We start from the raw sequence: 15449 nt of genomic DNA on the forward strand, positions 1-15449 counted from the left end.
GACCCGGCCGACCGTCCTCAGCGACGGACGTGGACCGACAGGCCTGTCTCCCCGGGCACGACGTGCGGCTGCAGCTCCCACTGGTCGGTGTAGTCCCCGGTGAACTGCTCGCGGTACGGGATCGGCTGCTCGGCGAAGAGCGACTCGAGACGGGACGTGAGCGAGGCGCGGGCGGCGAGGTAGCCGTCGGCGTCGGTGAAGTCCGCGCTCGGCAGCGCCCAGGGCCGCAGCACGTCCATGCCCGTGTAGGCGAAGGTGCCGTGGAGCAGCCCGAAGAGCAGCTCGGTGAGCTCCCCACCCTTGCCGCGCGGACCGATCGACGCCGCCCGGTCCCCCAGCGTGAGGACCGCGAGCGCGCGGGTGCCACGGAAGGGCCCCTGCTCGAAGCGCAGCCGCCTCCCGGTGACCGGGTCCTTGCCGAAGGCGAAGCCGCTGACGAGCACCCGGTCGAACCAGCCCTTGAGGATGGCCGGCATCCCGTACCACCACAGCGGGAACTGGACGACGACGACGTCGGCCCGGGCGAGCTTGGCCTGCTCGCCGGCGACGTCGTCGGGGACCGCGTCCTCGAGCACCGCGCGTCGGCCGTGGCGGGTGACGTCGACCCGGCCGGTGATCCCGCGACGGTCGAGGTTGTCGGGCCGGACGACCGGGTCCCAGTCCATGGCGTAGAGGTCGGACTCGACCACCTCGTGGCCGGACCCGCGCAGCGCGGTGATCCCGTCGCGGCGCAGGCTCCCGCTCAGGGAGGCGGGTTCGGGATGGGCGCTGACCCAGAGCACCGTCCGTGTCCGTTCCATCTCGCCAGTCTGAGGCCTTAGGGGCACACTGAACAGTACGGACATTTCTGTCCCTGGAAGGAGGTGAACGGTGTGCGACTCCCCGTGCAGCGCGCCATCGAGGTGTGCCCCGTCGAGGTGGCCGTCTCCGTGCTCGGCGGGACCTGGAAGCTCACGCTGGTCAAGCACCTCGGCGAGGGTGAGCGGCGCTTCGGCGAGCTCGGTCGGCTCGTGCCGCTGGCCAACCGCAAGACCCTCACCCGCCAGCTGAGAGAGCTCGAGGAGGACGGCATCGTCACGCGCACGGTCCACGCCCAGGTGCCGCCCAGGGTCGAGTACGCGCTGACGGAGCTCGGCCGGAGTCTCGCCCCGGTCGTCGCCGCGATGGACGCGTGGGGGGAGCACTTCCAGCGGGCGACCGCCGGTCGGTCGCCGTCGTCGACCGCGTCCTCGACGGGGACGGGCTCGATCGCGTAGATACTCTCCCCCGGCGTGGGGGCGGCCGTGACTACGCGGCGTCGCGGACGGCGGCGGCGAAGTTCCCGGCGATGGTCCGGCCGACGCGGGCGACGTCGTCGTCGTGCTCGGCGCGGACGGCCGCCTCGACGGACGGCATGCCACGCGACCCGTTGCCCTCGGCCCAGCGCTCGACCACGGCCGGTGAGGCCTCGGGGTGGAACTGGACACCGACGGCCGAGCCGACGCGGAGCGCCTGGACCGGGTACCGCGCGGAGCCGGCGAGGTGCACCGCGTCCGGCGGGAGGCGCGTGACGCCGTCGGTGTGCATGGCGTACTGGTAGCTCGACGTGCTGCCGCCCGCGACGCCCCCGAGCACCGGGTCGGCGGCGGCCGCGGGGTTCCAGGTGACGTCCACCAGCCCCGCCTCACGGTCCTCCGGCGTCCCGACCGTGACCTCCCCGCCGGTGGCCACCGCGAGCAGCTGGTGGCCGAGGCAGATGCCGAGCACCGGGACGTCCGCCGCGACCGAGTCCGCGATGAGCCGCCGCGTGGCCGGGAGCCAGGGTGCGACGTCGTCGGCGTAGGCGTTCATCCGGCCGCCGAGGACGAGCAGTCCCTCGCCCGCAGCAGCCGGGAGCACCTCGCCGGCGAAGGCGCGCACGGTGCGGACCTCGACGTCGCTCAGCCAGCCGGCGAAGCGGTTGAGCGGCGCCCCGGCGAAGTTCTGGACCACGGTCACGCGCGGCCGCGTGGAAGGCACCCCACCACCCTACGACCGGCCCCGGGCGGGCGCACCGCCGCTCCCGGGGCCGAGCCCGCCGAGCTCAGTCCGCGGTCCCGCCGGACAGGTCCGCGTACATCGCGGCGGCATCCTGGGCGCTCAGACCGTCGTGGACGACGGCGCGCACCGCCTGGATCATCGCCTCCGGGCGCTGCCGCTGGAAGATGTTGCGCCCCATGTCCACGCCGGAGGCGCCCTGGTCGATCGCCCGGCGCGCCATCGTCAGCGCCTCGAGGACCGGCAGTTTCTTGCCCCCGGCCATGATCACCGGCACCGGGCACGCCGCCGTCACCTGCTCGAAGTCCTCCTCGCAGAAGTACGTCTTGACCATCTGCGCGCCGAGCTCGGCGATGATGCGCGTGGCCAGACCGAGGTAGCGGGCGTCGCGGGTGAGCTCACGGCCCACCGCCGTCACCCCGAGGACCGGCATGCCGCAGGCGAGCCCCTGGTCGACGAGCCGGGTCATGTTGTGCACGGACTGGGTCTCGTGCTCCCCGCCGATGAACACCTGGACGGCGACGGCCGCGGCGTCGATGCGCACGGCGTCGGTCATGTCCATGGCGATGCGCTCGTCGGAGAGGTCCTTGAGGATCGAGGGACCGCCCGACGCCCGCAGGACGAGCGCGTTGTCCGACGCCGCCGGCACCACCGAGCGGAAGATCCCGCGGGTGCCCATGAGGGCGTCGGCGTACGGCGCGAGCGGCACGATGCCGAGGTCGACGCGCTCGAGCCCACGCGTCGGCCCCTGGAAGTAGCCGTGGTCGAACGCGAGCATGACGGTGCGTCCGTCGGCCGGGTCGAAGATGCGGGCGAGGCGGTGCTGCATGCCGAAGTCGAGCTGTCCGGCGCCCTTGACGTGGAAGCCGCGCGACTCCTGGGGCCGGTCGAGGCCGTAGTCCTTGGCGTCGGCGTTGCCTTCGAGGTCAGCCATGGGGTGTCTCCTTGGGGATCGACGGCACCGGCTCACCGGGCGTCCAGGGGATGGTGACGGTGTCGCCAGGACTTGCCGGCGACTTGATGAACACGCACCGGAAGGGTGCGTCGGAGTCGTTGACCAGGTAGTGCATCTCCCCCGGGCTGCACCGGAAGGCGGTGTCGGGCGTCATGTCGTGGCGCTCGGCCGCGTCGACCCACAGGGTGGCGCGCCCCTCGAGCACGACGAAGGACTCGTCGCAGTGCCGGTGGAGGTGGTTGGGCATGGAGTCACCGGGGCGCATGAGCAGCACACCGATGTCCGAGGTCGGCCCCTGGATGAGGTAGGCCGGCCCCCAGTCCCCGTGCCGGTACTCCGGCTCCCCCAGTGAGGCGACGTCCATGGCGGTTCCTCTCTCAGATCACGCGCTCGTTGCCGCCGTCCACGGGCACCTGGGCGCCGGTGGTGCAGGCGAAGGTCTGGTCCGCCATCGCCCGGACGAGGCGTCCGACGGCTGTGCTCGTCACCTCGGTGCCGAGGAGGTTGCGGCGCTTGTACTCCTCGACCGACAGCCCGTAGTGGGCGGCCCGGGTGGCGAGCAGCTCGGCGGTCCACAGGCCGGTGTCGAAGACGGCGTCCGGGTGGACGAGGTTGACCCGGATGCCGTCCTCCGCCCACTCCAGGGCGGCCACCCGCGCGAGCTGGGTGAGCGCGGCCTTGGAGGCGGAGTACGCGGCGGCCCCCTTGCCGGGAGCGGCCACGTTCTTCGACGCGACGACGACGACGCGCCCCCCGTCAGGGGCGCAGGCCAGCAGGGGGTGGGCCCGGCTGAACAGCAGGGCGGCCGAGTCGACGTTGACGCCCATCGTCCGGCGCCACGTCTCGGCCTCGAGCTCGGCGAGCGGCTGGCTGCGCGGGAAGATGCCCGCCGCCACGACGAGCACGTCGAGGCCGCCGAGCTCCTCGACGGTCCGCTGCAGGGCCGCGGTGACCTGGTGCTCGTCGGTGACGTCGACGGTCAGGCCGAGCCAGTCGGGTCCCGTGAAGGTCGACGCGACGTCCGGGGAGAGGTCCCAGCCCACGACGGCGGCACCCGCCGCCAGCAGCTCCGCGGCACACGCGCGGCCGATCCCCGACGCCGCTCCGGTGACGACGGCCACCCGTCCCTCCAGCGGTGGCCGGGGACCCGCGCGGCGCAGCTTCTCCTGCTGGAGCGACCAGTACTCGAGGTCGAAGATGTGGCCCTCGTCAGGTGCCCGGTAGCCGCCCAGTCGCTCGGCCTGCTCGATCGTCGTCATCGTGTGCCGGTAGACGTCGGCGGCGGCACGGGCCTCGGACGCGGTGCGGCCGGCGGTGAGCATGCCCAGGGCGTCGTCGAGGACGACGCGCGGAGCAGGGTCGAGCAGGGTGATCGGCTCACCACGGCGGTGCTCGTTCCGGGCGACGTACTCCCCGTACTCGGCCGCGTAGCCGTCGACGTCGGTCCCCACGAGGGGCACCCGCTTGGTCCACAGCACGTGGTCCGGTGTCAGCGGCCCCTGCTGGGTCGCCGCCCGGAGACCGCCGTCGGTGAGGAAGCGGCGGACCTGGGCGTCGTCGTGGTGCCGCACGACCATCGGGAACCCGGCCACCCGGCTGAGCTCGGCCCGGAGACGGGCGAGCTCGGTGGCCGACGAGGGTGCCGTGGTCCCGGCAGCGCCGCGCGGGTCGTCGAGCCGGGCCGCGCCGGCTGCGGCGACGCGCTCCTCGGCGAGTGCCACGAGCTCGTGGTGGCGCGCGAGCGCCTCACCGGAGCTGTCACCGACCGTGAACAGTCCGTGCCGCAGGACGACGAGGCCCCGCGTCCCCGCATGTGACTCCTCGTCCCACGCGCGGGCACAGGCGGCGGCGAGGTCCGGGCCGGGCATCGCGTAGGGCACGACGACGACGAGGTCGCCGTAGAGCTCGCGGACGATCCGCTCACCGTCGTCGGTGTTCGTCAGCGCGAGGAGGACGTCGGCGTGGGAGTGGAAGACCGCGTCGTGCGGGAGCAGGGCGTGGACGAACGTCTCGACGGACGGGTCGGGGCCCTCCGCGTCCAGTCGGGCGCACCGCAGCTCGTTGCGCATCTGCCGGTCGGTGAGCCGGGTGGGCGGGAGCAGCTCGCGCAGCCGGTCGAGGCGCAGCGGCGTGAACCCGGAGCGGTCGATGGTGGCGAGGTCGTGCCCGCTGCCCTTCATGAGGAGCACCGGCACGCTACGGCCCGTGACGTCGGGCCAGGCGACCTTGAGCGAGGTGTTCCCGCCTCCGTGCAGGACGAGGCCCGCGTCCACTCCCAGCTCACGCGATCCCGCGACGAGCTCGTCGAGCGCGTCGAGCACGGCGTCCGGTACCACGGTCGTCCCCATCCCCACCTCCTCGGGCGAATGTCGTTTGACAACCTAGCACCCGGCCCGCGGCGTTCCAAGCGAATCAACCCGCAAAAGCCGTTGACACGGGCATCGCCTGCGGTACGTTGTCCGACAACCAAGGGAGGTTCCATCGTGACGTCGTCGACCCAGCGCCTGCCCGACCTCAGTGGCACCGTCGCCCTCGTCACCGGAGCAGGGGGTGGGATCGGTTCCGGCATCGCACGGCAGTTCGCGGCCGCCGGCGCGGCCGTCGTCCTGCACTACCTCAGCTCCGCCGACGAGGCCGCCGCGCTGTCCGAGGAGCTCAACGCGGCAGGCGGGCGCACCGTCACCGCACAGGCCGACGTCACCGATCCCGAGCAGTGCCGCGCCCTCGTGCGGACCGCCGTCGACCACTTCGGACGGCTGGACGCCCTCGTCAACAACTCCGGCGTGCAGCCCAACGAGCCGCTCGCGGACATGTGCGTCGAGCAGTGGCGCTTCGTGGTGGACACGAACGTCACCGGGACCTTCCTGGCCACCCAGGCCGCCGTCGAGGTCATGCGGGACGGTGGCGGCGGGTCGGTCACGCACATCGCCTCGATCGAGGGCTCGCAGCCCGCGTACGACCACGCCCACTACTGCGCGTCGAAGGCCGCGGTCATCATGCACGCCCGCACGGCGGCGATCGAGTACGGCCCGCTCGGCGTGCGGGTCAACACCGTGTCCCCCGGCCTCATCCACCGGGACGGCCTGGAGGACGCGTGGCCCGACGGTGTGGGGCGCTGGCTCGAGGCCGCGCCGCTGGGCCGCCTCGGCCGCAGCTCCGACGTCGGCGACGCGTGCGTGTTCCTCGCCTCCACCATGGCGGCCTTCATCACCGGCCAGGACCTGCGGGTGGACGGCGGCATGCTCGCACGTCCCACGTGGTGAGCGGTGCGGTGTCGAGCACGGAGGGAGCAGCAGTGAGCGGACGCGTGCAGGACAGGGTGGTCGTGGTCACCGGCGCGGCCGGTGGCATCGGTGAGGGGGTGACCCGCGCGCTCCTGGACGAGGGGGCGCTCGTCGCGCTGTGGGACCTGTCCCGGGAGCGCACCCAGCAGGTCGCCGACCGTCTCGACCCGGAGGGCTCACGCGTGCTCGCGCTGGCCGCCGACGTCACCGACGCCGCGGCAGTGGCCGCTGCGGTCGAGGCCACGACCGCCCGCTTCGGGCGGCTCGACGGGCTGGTCAACAACGCGGGCGTCATCACGATGGCGACCTCCTGGGAGGAGGACGCCGACCACTGGCGCCGGCACCTCGAGGTCAACGTCGTCGGGACCTTCGTGTGCTCGCGGGCGGTGGCCGAGGTCTTCCGCGACGCGGGCGGTGGCGCCGTCGTCAACGTGTCCTCCAACTGCGGTAAGGCGGGGTACCGCAACATGGCCGCCTACAACGCGAGCAAGTCGGCCGTCATCGGGCTGACCCGCTCGCTCGCCATGGAGTGGGCGGACGCCGGGATCAACGTCAACGCGGTCTGCCCCGGCGCCGTGGACACCCCCATGCTCGGGGAGGTCGCCCGGTGGCTCTCCCCACGCATCGACCTGCCGGCCGACGAGATCCTCGCCGGGATGGGCGTGGAGCAGCTCGGCGGGCGGCGGATCGACCCCGTCGAGGTCGGGCGCGTCATAGCCTTCCTGCTGAGCGAGGACGCCGCGATCATCCGGGGCCAGTCGATCAGCGTGGACGGCGGCGACACGCCGTACTGACCGCGACAACGGGAGGTGGCAGTGGCCGAGACCAGGATCGTCGGTGGCACGGTCGTGACGATGGACGACGCGCGCACGGTGCACGTGGACGGTGAGGTCGCCTGCGACGGCGCCGGCACCATCACCTACGTCGGTCCCCGTCGCGGACCGGGCGGGGACCTGGACGTGTCGGGCGACGTCGTCATCCCGGGCCTGGTCAACGCCCACGCGCACTCCGCCATGACCCCGCTGCGCGGCTACTCCGACTCCAAGGCCCTCAGCGCCTGGCTCCAGGACATGCGCCGCTTCGAGGTCCGGCTGACCACCGCCGACCTCACGTGGGGCCTGCGGCTCGCGCTCGTGGAGATGCTGCGGTCCGGGACGACGACGTTCGCCGACATGTTCCGCTGGGACGCGGGCCTGCTCGGAGAGGTCGTCGGCGCCGGGATGCGGGTGCTCGCCGCACCGGCCCTCTTCACGGCCGACGCCGTGCCCTTCCCCGCCGCCAGCGCGGAGGACGGGCGCGGCGCCCTCGACCTCACCGAGCGGCTGGCCGCCGAGTTCGCCGGCGACCGCCACGTTCGCATCACCTTCGGCCCGCACGCGCCCTACACCTGCCCGCCCGAGCTCATCCGGGAGGTCGCGCGCCGGGCCGCCGGCGCCGGGACCGGCGTGCAGATCCACCTCTCGGAGGACGCCGCGGAGCTCGAGCGCAGCCTCGCCACGACGGGACGGACGCCGATCGGGCACGTGGCCTCACTCGGCCTCCTCGACGTGCCGGTGCTCGCCGCCCACGCGGTCACCGCCACCCCCGAGGACATCGACCTGCTCGTGGCAGCCGGGGCCTCCGTCGCGCACAACCCGGTGTCGAACCTCAAGCTCGGCTCCGGGGTCGCGCCCGTCCCCGAGATGCTCGCCGCGGGGCTCACCGTGGGCCTGGGCACCGACGGCGTGGCGAGCAACAACACCCTCGACATGTTCGAGGAGATCAAGACCGCGACGATCGTCCAGCGCGGGCACCGCGGGCAGGTCGACGCACTCGCCGCGGCCGACGTCCTGGCCATGGCGACCCGGGACGGAGCCCGCGCCGCCGGTTTCCCCGAGACCGGGCAGCTGGCGCCAGGATCGTGGGCCGACCTCGTCGTCGTGCGCACCGACACCCCGCGCGGCACCCCGCTGCACGACGTCGAGTCCTTCCTCGCCTTCTCCGCCCAGGGCCAGGACGTGCGCCACGTCGTCGTCGGCGGCCGGTTGCTGGTCCACGACGGCCGGGTGACGGTGCTCGACGAGGCCGAGGTCCGTGCCGAGGTCAACCGCACCGCCACCCGCATCCGCCAGGAGCTTGCCGGGAGCGCCGATGGGTGAGCTCATCGGCGTCATCGGCGGGTCCGGTCTCTACGAGCTGCTGGACCACCCGCGGGAGGAACGGGTCGAGACGCCGTACGGCCCCCCGAGCAGCAGCGTGTCGCTCGGGCGCACCGAGGGCGGCACGGACGTCGCGTTCCTCACCCGCCACGGGCGTGAGCACGAGCTGGCGCCGCACACCATCAACTACCGCGCGAACCTCTGGGCCCTGCACCGGCTCGGTGCGCGCACGGTCCTCACGTCCTCGGCGGTGGGCAGTCTTCGCCCGGAGATGAGGCCCGGCGAGTTCGTCCTGTGCGACCAGTTCGTGGACCGCACCTGGGGGCGCGCCGACACCTTCCACGACGGCCCGGACGTCGTGCACGTCTCGGTCGCCGACCCGTACTGCCCACACCTGCGCCAGGTCGCCCGCTCCGTGCTCGACGGGCTGGGCGAGCGCTACCACCCCACCGGTACGGCCGTGGTCATCCAGGGCCCACGCTTCTCCACCCGCGCCGAGTCACGGTGGTTCCAGCAGATGGGCTGGCACGTGCTGAGCATGACCCAGCACCCCGAGACCGCCCTGGCGCGTGAGCTCGCCATGTGCTGCGTCAACCTCTCCTTCGTCTCCGACCACGACGCCGGCGTGCAGGCCGACGACGACCCCGTGACCGGTGGCCAGGTGTGGCGGCGGATGGCGCAGAACCAGGTCCGCATCCGCACCGCGCTCACCGCCCTCCTCGACGCGATCCCCGCCGAGCGCACCTGTCCGTGCCGCCAGGCACTCGACGACGTCTGAGAAGGAGACCCGATGACCACGCCCGTCCCACCCGTCCGCCTCGGCCCCGACGACACGCTCACCCTGACCCGGGTGCCCGTGCGTGACCTGGCGCGCCGGGTCCTCGTCGTCGGCGACCCGGAACGGGCGCGCAAGGTCGCGGCCGAGCTGCTCGACGACGCGCGCCAGGTCGGGCAGAACCGCGAGTACCTCACCTTCACCGGGACCTACCGCGGCACCGAGGTCAGCGTCATGTCCCACGGCGTCGGGGCGGCCGGCGCAGCGGTCGCGTTCGAGGAGCTCTGCCGGGGTGGGGCGCAGCGCATCATCCGTTCCGGCACCGCGGGTGGGATGCAGCCAGGGGTGCGTGACGGTGCGGTCGTCGTCGCCACCGGCGCGGTGCGGCGGGACGGCCTCTCCGTCCAGCTGGTCCCACCGGAGTTCCCCGCGGTCGCGGACGCCGAGCTCGCGCTCGCGCTGTGGGAGGCCGCGGGGCGCACCGGACTCGAGCGGCACCGGGGCGTCGTGTTGACCTCCGACGCCTTCTACCCCCACCCCGTGCTGGGCTCCGACCACCGGCTGTGGCAGCAGGCGGGCTGTGTCGCGGTGGAGATGGAGGTCGCCGCGCTCCTGGTCACGGCCGCGCTGCACGCCGTGCCGGCGGGGGCGGTGCTCGCCGTCGACGGCAACCCGCTGGCGCAGGAGGACGAGGGCATGTCCGACTACCAGCCCTTCCGCGAGATCGTGCACCGGGCCGTGGACGGCGCACTGCGCTGTGCGCTCGAGGCCCTGGTCGGCTGACGCCCCGGCGGCCGTCAGCCGCGCGTGAGGTCGGCGATCCGGTCCGCGGCCGCGGGGTAGTCCGCCGTGAGCTCCTCCCGTCGGCCCAGCCGGAAGCGGTCCCAGTCGAACAGCGGGGTGACCTGCGTCCCGACGAGCGTCCACTCCCCGGCCGAGGACGCACCCATCCACGTCCCCGACGTCACGACGACCTGGGGACGCTGCCCCGCGCGCAGGTCGGCGCCGAGCACCGGCTCCGTCACGGACCCGTCGGGATGCAGCAGCAGCATCCGCAGCGGCGCCCCCGCGTACCAGTGCCAGACCTCGACGGCGTCGAGGGCGTGCATCGCGGAGAAGTCGTCCCCGGCCGTGAGGAAGTAGATCGGGCTCACCAGCTCGTCACGGTAGGTCTGGCGGTACATGCCGCCCTCCTCGGGCAGCGGCTCGAGCCCGAGGATCTCGACGACCTCCCGGGCGGTCAGGTCGGACATGGCACTCCTTCCACGTCAGGTGGCGACCCTGGTGCGCACCCGGGCGAACTGCTTGCGGGCGAACAGCAGGGCGACGAGCGTGACGACGTACGGCGCGGCCTCGGTGATCTGGGAGGGCAGGCCCTGGCCCTGGAGGCGGAAGCCGATCGCCTCGGCGAAGCCGAACAGCAGCGCCGCGGCGAGCACCCCGACCGGGTGCGCCCGGGCGAGCATGACGGCCACGACGGCGATCCAGCCGCGCCCCGCGGTCATGTTCTCGGCGAACTGGACGACGTTGCCCAGGGAGAGCTGGGCACCGCCGAGGCCGCACAGCGCGCCGGAGACGAGCACCGCCCCGACCTGGTAGCGGGCGGGCTGGACACCGAGGCTGGAGGCGGCCAGCGGCCGCTCCCCGACGCCCCGCAGCCGTAGGCCCAGCGGCGTGCGGAAGAGCACCACCTGGACGACCGGGACGAGGACCAGCGCGAGGTAGCCCACGAGCGTGAGCCGGAACAGCGCGGGACCGATCCACGGGAGGTCGCTGAGGAGTGGGACGGGGAGGCGCTGCAGCCCCACGATCCCGGGATCCTGGAACACCCCGCGCACCCCCCACAGGGCGGTGATGAGAAAGCTCGTGAGCCCGACGACGAGGAGGTTGAGCGCGATGGCGAGCACGATCGGGTCACCCTTGCGGGTGACCGCGCCGTAGGCGAGCACGGCCGCGACGAGGACGCCGGCCGCCACACCGCAGAGCACACCGACGTAGGCGTTGCCGGTGTAGAAGGAGCCAGCGACGGCCGCGAACGCACCGGCGAGCATGAGCCCCTCGAGCGCGATGTTGAAGACGCCGACCCGCTCGCAGATGAGGCCGGCCAGGGCGGCCAGCAGGATCGGCAGCAGGGCGCGCAGGACCGAGGCGAGCAGCGCGCCGTCCACGAGGTCACCGAGGACCATCACACCCTCCCCGGGTCGTCGGTGGCTGAGCGGACGGCGGCCGTCCGGCGCCGTCGCCAGGTGATCTGGAGCCGGACGGCGAAGAGCACGATGACGACGGCGAGGATGACCTGGGAGATCTGCGCCGAGACGCCGGCCTCACGCTGCATGGCCTCACCGCCCACGACGATCGCGGCGAAGAACGCGCCCGCCACGGCCACCCCGACGGGCCGGCTCGCGGCCAGCAGGGCGACCAGCAGGCCGGTCCACGCGTAGTTCGTCTGGACGAGCGCACCGTCGATCAGCCTGATCTGGCTGCCCAGGACGAGCATCACCCCGACGAGACCCGCGATGCCGCCGCTGGCGAACATGGTGACGACGGTGAGCCGGTCGGTGCGGACGCCGGCGTAGCGGGCGAAGCCGGCGTTGAGCCCGGTGAGGCCGGCCTCGAAGCCCGCCGGCGTGCGGCGGTTGACCAGTGCCACCCCGACGACGAGCGCGACGATGACGACGAGGCTCCAGTCGAGCCGGCTGGTCAGCCGGACGAGGACCGAGTCGCCGAGGGTCGAGGACAGCCACTGGCCCAGCCCGGAGTCGCCGGAGACGAGCGCCGGCAGCCGGGTGCCGGGCGGCACCGGCTCGGTGGCCACCATGCTCGAGTCCCTCTCCTTGAGCGGGAAACGCACGAGGTAGGAGCTGAGGTAGCGGGCCGGGTAGCTCAGCAGCAGGCTGCTGATGAGGATCGGCACGCCCAGGCTCGTCTGGAGGAGTGCGGCCAGCACACCCCACAGCCCGCCGGCGACGACGGCGGCCACGAGGGCGAGCACCATGACGAGGGCGCCGGGGCCGGGGACGAAGAGCGCGACGACCGTCCCGGCGAGGCCGCCGAGCACGAGCTGTCCTTCCCCGCCGAGGTTGAACACCCCGGCGCGGAACGCGACGGACAGGGCGAGCGCCATCCCGACGAGCGGCACCGCCCGCTCGAAGGTGTTGACCAGCCCGGGGCCCGTGAGCGAGCCGCGCACCATCACCCGGTAGGCCGCGACCGGGTCGGCCCCTGCCACGGCGAGGATCCCGGCACCGATGACGAGGGCGACGACGACCGAGACGACGACCGGGCCCGTGGCGGCCGAGCCGAGCGCCGCGCCCGCCCGCCGGAACCGTCCGCCCGACACCTCCGGGGAGCTCCCCGGCTGCGGGGTGAGGACCGGAGCCGTGTCAACGCCCATCGCTGTGCCCCGTCCGCTCGGGAGCCCCCGCGGCTGCGGCCGTGGGGTCGGTGCCGCCACCGGCCATGAGCAGACCGAGCTGGGCCTCGGTGGCGGTCGCGGCGTCGAGCTCGGCGACCACGCGGCCCTCGAACATCACGAGGATCCGCCCGGAGAGGGTGAGGATCTCGGACAGCTCGGCGGAGATGAGCAGCACCGCTCCACCCCTGTCGCGGTACTGCGCGATCTGGCCGTGCATGAACTGGATCGCGCCGATGTCCACGCCGCGTGTCGGCTGCTCCGCGATGAGCAGCGGCGAGCCGTGGTCGAGCTCCCGGGCGACGACGATCTTCTGCAGGTTGCCGCCGGACAGGGTGCCCACGAGGGTGTCCGGTCCGGACACCTTGATCTGGAAGTTCGTGATGAGCCGGCGGGCCCGCTCCACCATGCGCCCACGTTGCAGCAGACCGCGCCGGACGAGCGGAGGGCGGCGGTGGTGGCCGAGGGAGAGGTTGTCGGTCGTGTCCGCCGCCGGCGCCGTGCCGACGTCGTGCCGGTCCTCCGGGATGTAGGCCAGGCCGGCCGAGCGCCGGACGGCCACCGGGGCCGCGGTGACGTCGGCGCCCGAGATCCGGATCGAGCCCGCGGTGACGGGTCGCAGCCCGGCGACCACCTCGGCGAGCTCCGCCTGGCCGTTCCCCGCGACACCGGCGATCCCGACGACCTCGCCGGCGCGCACCGTGAGGCTGACGTCGTCGAGGGCCACGCGGCCGTCGGCGCCCTCGGCGTGCAGCCCCTCGCACTCGAGCACCGGCGCACCGGGCTCCCGGGCGGGCGGCCACACCTGCAGCTCCACGTCCCGGCCGGTCATGTGGCGGGCGATCTCGGCGGCGTCGGTCTCCCCGGTGGTGAGCGTGGCCACCGCCCGCCCGTCACGCAGGACGGTCACCCGGTCGGAGATCGCCAGGACCTCCTTGAGCTTGTGGGTGATGAAGATGATCGTGCGGCCGTCGTCGGCCAGGGCGCGCAGCACCCCGAAGAGCTTGTCCGCCTCCTGCGGGGTGAGCACCGCCGTCGGCTCGTCGAGGATGAGCACCTGCGCGTCCCGGTACAGCGCCTTGACGATCTCCACCCGCTGCAGGACACCCACCGGCACCTGGTCCACCCGTGCCGCCGGGTCGACGGCGAGTCCGTAGCGGTCGGCGATCTCGGCGACACGCCGGTTGGCCGCCTGCCGGTCGAGGAGGCCGCGCCGGGTGACCTCGGCCCGGTAGACGACGTTCTCCGCGACCGTGAGGGACGGGAACAGCTTGAACGCCTGGAACACCATTCCCAGACCCGCGTCGATGGCGTCGATCGGGGAGCCGAACTCACGCCGCTCACCGCGCAACCAGATCTCGCCCTCGTCGGGCCGGTGCAGGCCGTAGAGGATGGACATGAGCGTCGACTTCCCCGCCCCGTTCTCGCCCATGAGCGCATGGATCTCGCCCTTGGCGACCGTGAGGTCGATCCGGTCGTTGGCCAGCACGCCGGGGAAGCGCTTGGTGATGCCCCGCAGCTCCAGCTCAGCCACGGCGCCACCCGCCGGGCCGGCTCACGGGGCGGCCGGGTCGGGCACCTCGATGGTGCCGTCGATGATGCCCTGCTTGGCCTCCTCGACTGCCGCGAGGACCTCGGGATGGTCCATGACGATGCACTCGGACTCGTCCGCGCCCTCCATGAGGCTGGTGAGGTCCATCCCGCCCTCGGCCAGGCCGTAGGAGCGGACCGGCTCGGCGGTCCCGTCGAGGATGTCACCGATGCCGGAGACCACGAGCACGTCGACGGCCTTCATCGTGTTGTCCACGCCGTGGCCCGGCGCCATCGGACACTGGTTCACGTCGACGCCGTAGGCGTAGAAGTCCTGCTCGGCGGCGGCCTCGAAGATCCCGCCGTTGCTGCCGGCACCGACGGCGAAGACGTGGTCCACGCCGGTGGCCGCCATCGCCAGCGCCTGCTCCTTGGCGCGCGCCGGGTCGGCGAACGGGTTGCTGCCGCCGATGGCGAGCTGGCTGTCGGTGATCGAGGGGTCCACGCTCTGCGCACCGAGCGCGAAGGAGTCGGTGTAGCGGTGGAGGAACGGGATGTCGACCGCCATCACCGACCCGACCTTGCCGGTCTCGCTGAGCATGCCTGCCTCGAGGCCCACGAGGTACGAGGCCTCCTGCTCACGGAAGACCGCGCAGTGCAGGTTCTCCGGGGCGTCCGCCGGGCAGGCGTCGATGAGCAGGAACTTCTGCTCCGGGTTCTGTTCGGCGTACTCCTTGGCGAGGTCCTCGAAGTCGAAGGTGATGAGCACGATGACGTCGGGCTGCTCGGCGATCGCCGCCTCGAGGTTGGAGCGCCGGCTCTGGTCGTCGGTGCTCTCGTAGGTCTTCGCCGTCCCGTCGTACTCCTCGGCGGCGGCGTCGATGCCGATCTTGCCGAGCTCGAGGAACTGGTTGATCCCGATCGGGGTGTTCGTGATGTAGACGAAGCTCGGGCCCTCACCGCCGCCGGTGCCGTTCCCGGCGTCCGGTTCGTCCGTCCCTCCCCCACCGCACGCGGTCAGACCCAGGGCGAGCCCCAGAGCCGTGGCCCTCAGGCCCCACTTCCTTGTCGCCACTGTGTACTCCTCCGCTGTGGGCGGCCCAGGAGGGACCGCGGGGTGTGCGCTTCGGGAGCGGTGCGTCCGACCTCGACCGCACCGTCGACTCGGCAGTTGACTGACAACCTCGACCAGTCGCGTGGACTGTAACGCTGCTCACAGCGGCAGGTCAACGGGTTCCGGCGCGGCACACCGCGGGGCGCAAGGAAAACTGCCCACCGCCGAACAGAAGGACAGCCGCGACGAGTCGGGTAGGGTACGCCCCACAGTTGTCTGACATCG

16 protein-coding genes are annotated in these 15449 nt (G+C 73.0%); 6 read left to right on the forward strand and 10 right to left on the reverse strand.

Annotated features, from left to right (window positions below):
* Positions 1-17: 17 nt before the first annotated feature.
* Positions 18-800 carry an NAD(P)H-dependent oxidoreductase gene (locus VR894_RS11840; protein ID WP_324651791.1) on the reverse strand — a complete coding sequence of 261 codons (783 nt, stop codon included), beginning with the start codon at positions 798-800 and terminating at the stop codon, positions 18-20.
* A 72-nt stretch (positions 801-872) separates the two neighbouring features.
* Between VR894_RS11840 and VR894_RS11845 the strand changes: the two genes are divergently transcribed.
* Positions 873-1256 (forward strand): helix-turn-helix domain-containing protein, encoded by a 384-nt coding sequence (locus VR894_RS11845; RefSeq protein WP_324651793.1) that lies wholly within the window; start codon positions 873-875, stop codon positions 1254-1256.
* Between the two features lie 31 nt (positions 1257-1287).
* On the opposite strand, the gene VR894_RS11850 is transcribed toward VR894_RS11845, so the two are convergent.
* From VR894_RS11850 to VR894_RS11865, 4 genes are all read right to left on the reverse strand, one after another.
* Complete coding sequence (locus VR894_RS11850) at positions 1288-1998, reverse strand: type 1 glutamine amidotransferase (protein ID WP_324651795.1); 711 nt, start codon at positions 1996-1998, stop codon at positions 1288-1290.
* Positions 1999-2062: 64 nt separating this feature from the next.
* Positions 2063-2950 carry a 3-hydroxy-5-phosphonooxypentane-2,4-dione thiolase gene (gene lsrF / locus VR894_RS11855; RefSeq protein WP_324651797.1) on the reverse strand — a complete coding sequence of 296 codons (888 nt, stop codon included), beginning with the start codon at positions 2948-2950 and terminating at the stop codon, positions 2063-2065.
* Entirely contained in the window at positions 2943-3335 is a 393-nt protein-coding gene (locus VR894_RS11860) for a cupin domain-containing protein (RefSeq protein WP_324651799.1), read from the reverse strand. Before VR894_RS11860 ends, lsrF begins: the two co-directional genes overlap by 8 nt.
* A gap of 13 nt (positions 3336-3348) precedes the next feature.
* The gene (locus VR894_RS11865) at positions 3349-5319 is read right to left on the reverse strand and encodes a bifunctional aldolase/short-chain dehydrogenase (RefSeq protein ID WP_324651800.1); all 1971 of its coding nucleotides are present in this window, start codon (positions 5317-5319) and stop codon (positions 3349-3351) included.
* A gap of 135 nt (positions 5320-5454) precedes the next feature.
* Between VR894_RS11865 and VR894_RS11870 the strand changes: the two genes are divergently transcribed.
* The 5 genes from VR894_RS11870 to VR894_RS11890 are packed head-to-tail and all read left to right on the forward strand — an operon-like array spanning position 5455 to position 9951.
* Positions 5455-6234: a glucose 1-dehydrogenase gene (locus VR894_RS11870; RefSeq protein WP_324651801.1), complete on the forward strand. Its 780-nt coding sequence runs from the start codon at positions 5455-5457 to the stop codon at positions 6232-6234.
* 32 nt (positions 6235-6266) lie between these two features.
* Positions 6267-7049, forward strand: coding sequence for an SDR family NAD(P)-dependent oxidoreductase (locus VR894_RS11875; RefSeq protein WP_324651802.1), 783 nt, complete (start codon positions 6267-6269; stop codon positions 7047-7049).
* 21 nt (positions 7050-7070) lie between these two features.
* Positions 7071-8393, forward strand: coding sequence for an amidohydrolase (locus VR894_RS11880; protein WP_324651803.1), 1323 nt, complete (start codon positions 7071-7073; stop codon positions 8391-8393).
* Positions 8386-9171, forward strand: a complete 786-nt coding sequence (locus VR894_RS11885) for an S-methyl-5'-thioadenosine phosphorylase (protein WP_324651804.1) — start codon at positions 8386-8388, stop codon at positions 9169-9171. The genes VR894_RS11880 and VR894_RS11885 overlap by 8 nt, the downstream gene beginning before the upstream one ends.
* Before the next feature lie 12 nt (positions 9172-9183).
* Entirely contained in the window at positions 9184-9951 is a 768-nt protein-coding gene (locus VR894_RS11890) for a nucleoside phosphorylase (protein ID WP_324651806.1), read from the forward strand.
* Between the two features lie 14 nt (positions 9952-9965).
* Here VR894_RS11890 and VR894_RS11895 read toward each other — a convergent pair whose 3' ends face one another.
* From VR894_RS11895 to VR894_RS11915, 5 genes are read right to left on the reverse strand one after another with little or no spacing between them, the layout of a single operon-like run.
* Complete coding sequence (locus VR894_RS11895; RefSeq protein ID WP_324651807.1) at positions 9966-10421, reverse strand: cupin domain-containing protein; 456 nt, start codon at positions 10419-10421, stop codon at positions 9966-9968.
* A gap of 15 nt (positions 10422-10436) precedes the next feature.
* Positions 10437-11354 (reverse strand): ABC transporter permease, encoded by a 918-nt coding sequence (locus VR894_RS11900; protein ID WP_324651808.1) that lies wholly within the window; start codon positions 11352-11354, stop codon positions 10437-10439.
* Positions 11354-12562 (reverse strand): ABC transporter permease, encoded by a 1209-nt coding sequence (locus VR894_RS11905; RefSeq protein WP_324651809.1) that lies wholly within the window; start codon positions 12560-12562, stop codon positions 11354-11356. Before VR894_RS11905 ends, VR894_RS11900 begins: the two co-directional genes overlap by 1 nt.
* The gene (locus VR894_RS11910) at positions 12552-14114 is read right to left on the reverse strand and encodes an ABC transporter ATP-binding protein (RefSeq protein ID WP_324651811.1); all 1563 of its coding nucleotides are present in this window, start codon (positions 14112-14114) and stop codon (positions 12552-12554) included. The genes VR894_RS11905 and VR894_RS11910 overlap by 11 nt, the downstream gene beginning before the upstream one ends.
* Before the next feature lie 21 nt (positions 14115-14135).
* Positions 14136-15185 (reverse strand): BMP family ABC transporter substrate-binding protein, encoded by a 1050-nt coding sequence (locus tag VR894_RS11915; RefSeq protein ID WP_324651813.1) that lies wholly within the window; start codon positions 15183-15185, stop codon positions 14136-14138.
* Positions 15186-15449 lie beyond the last annotated feature (264 nt).

The sequence above is a fragment of the Georgenia sp. H159 genome (genome assembly GCF_035607575.1).
Taxonomy (GTDB): domain Bacteria; phylum Actinomycetota; class Actinomycetes; order Actinomycetales; family Actinomycetaceae; genus Oceanitalea.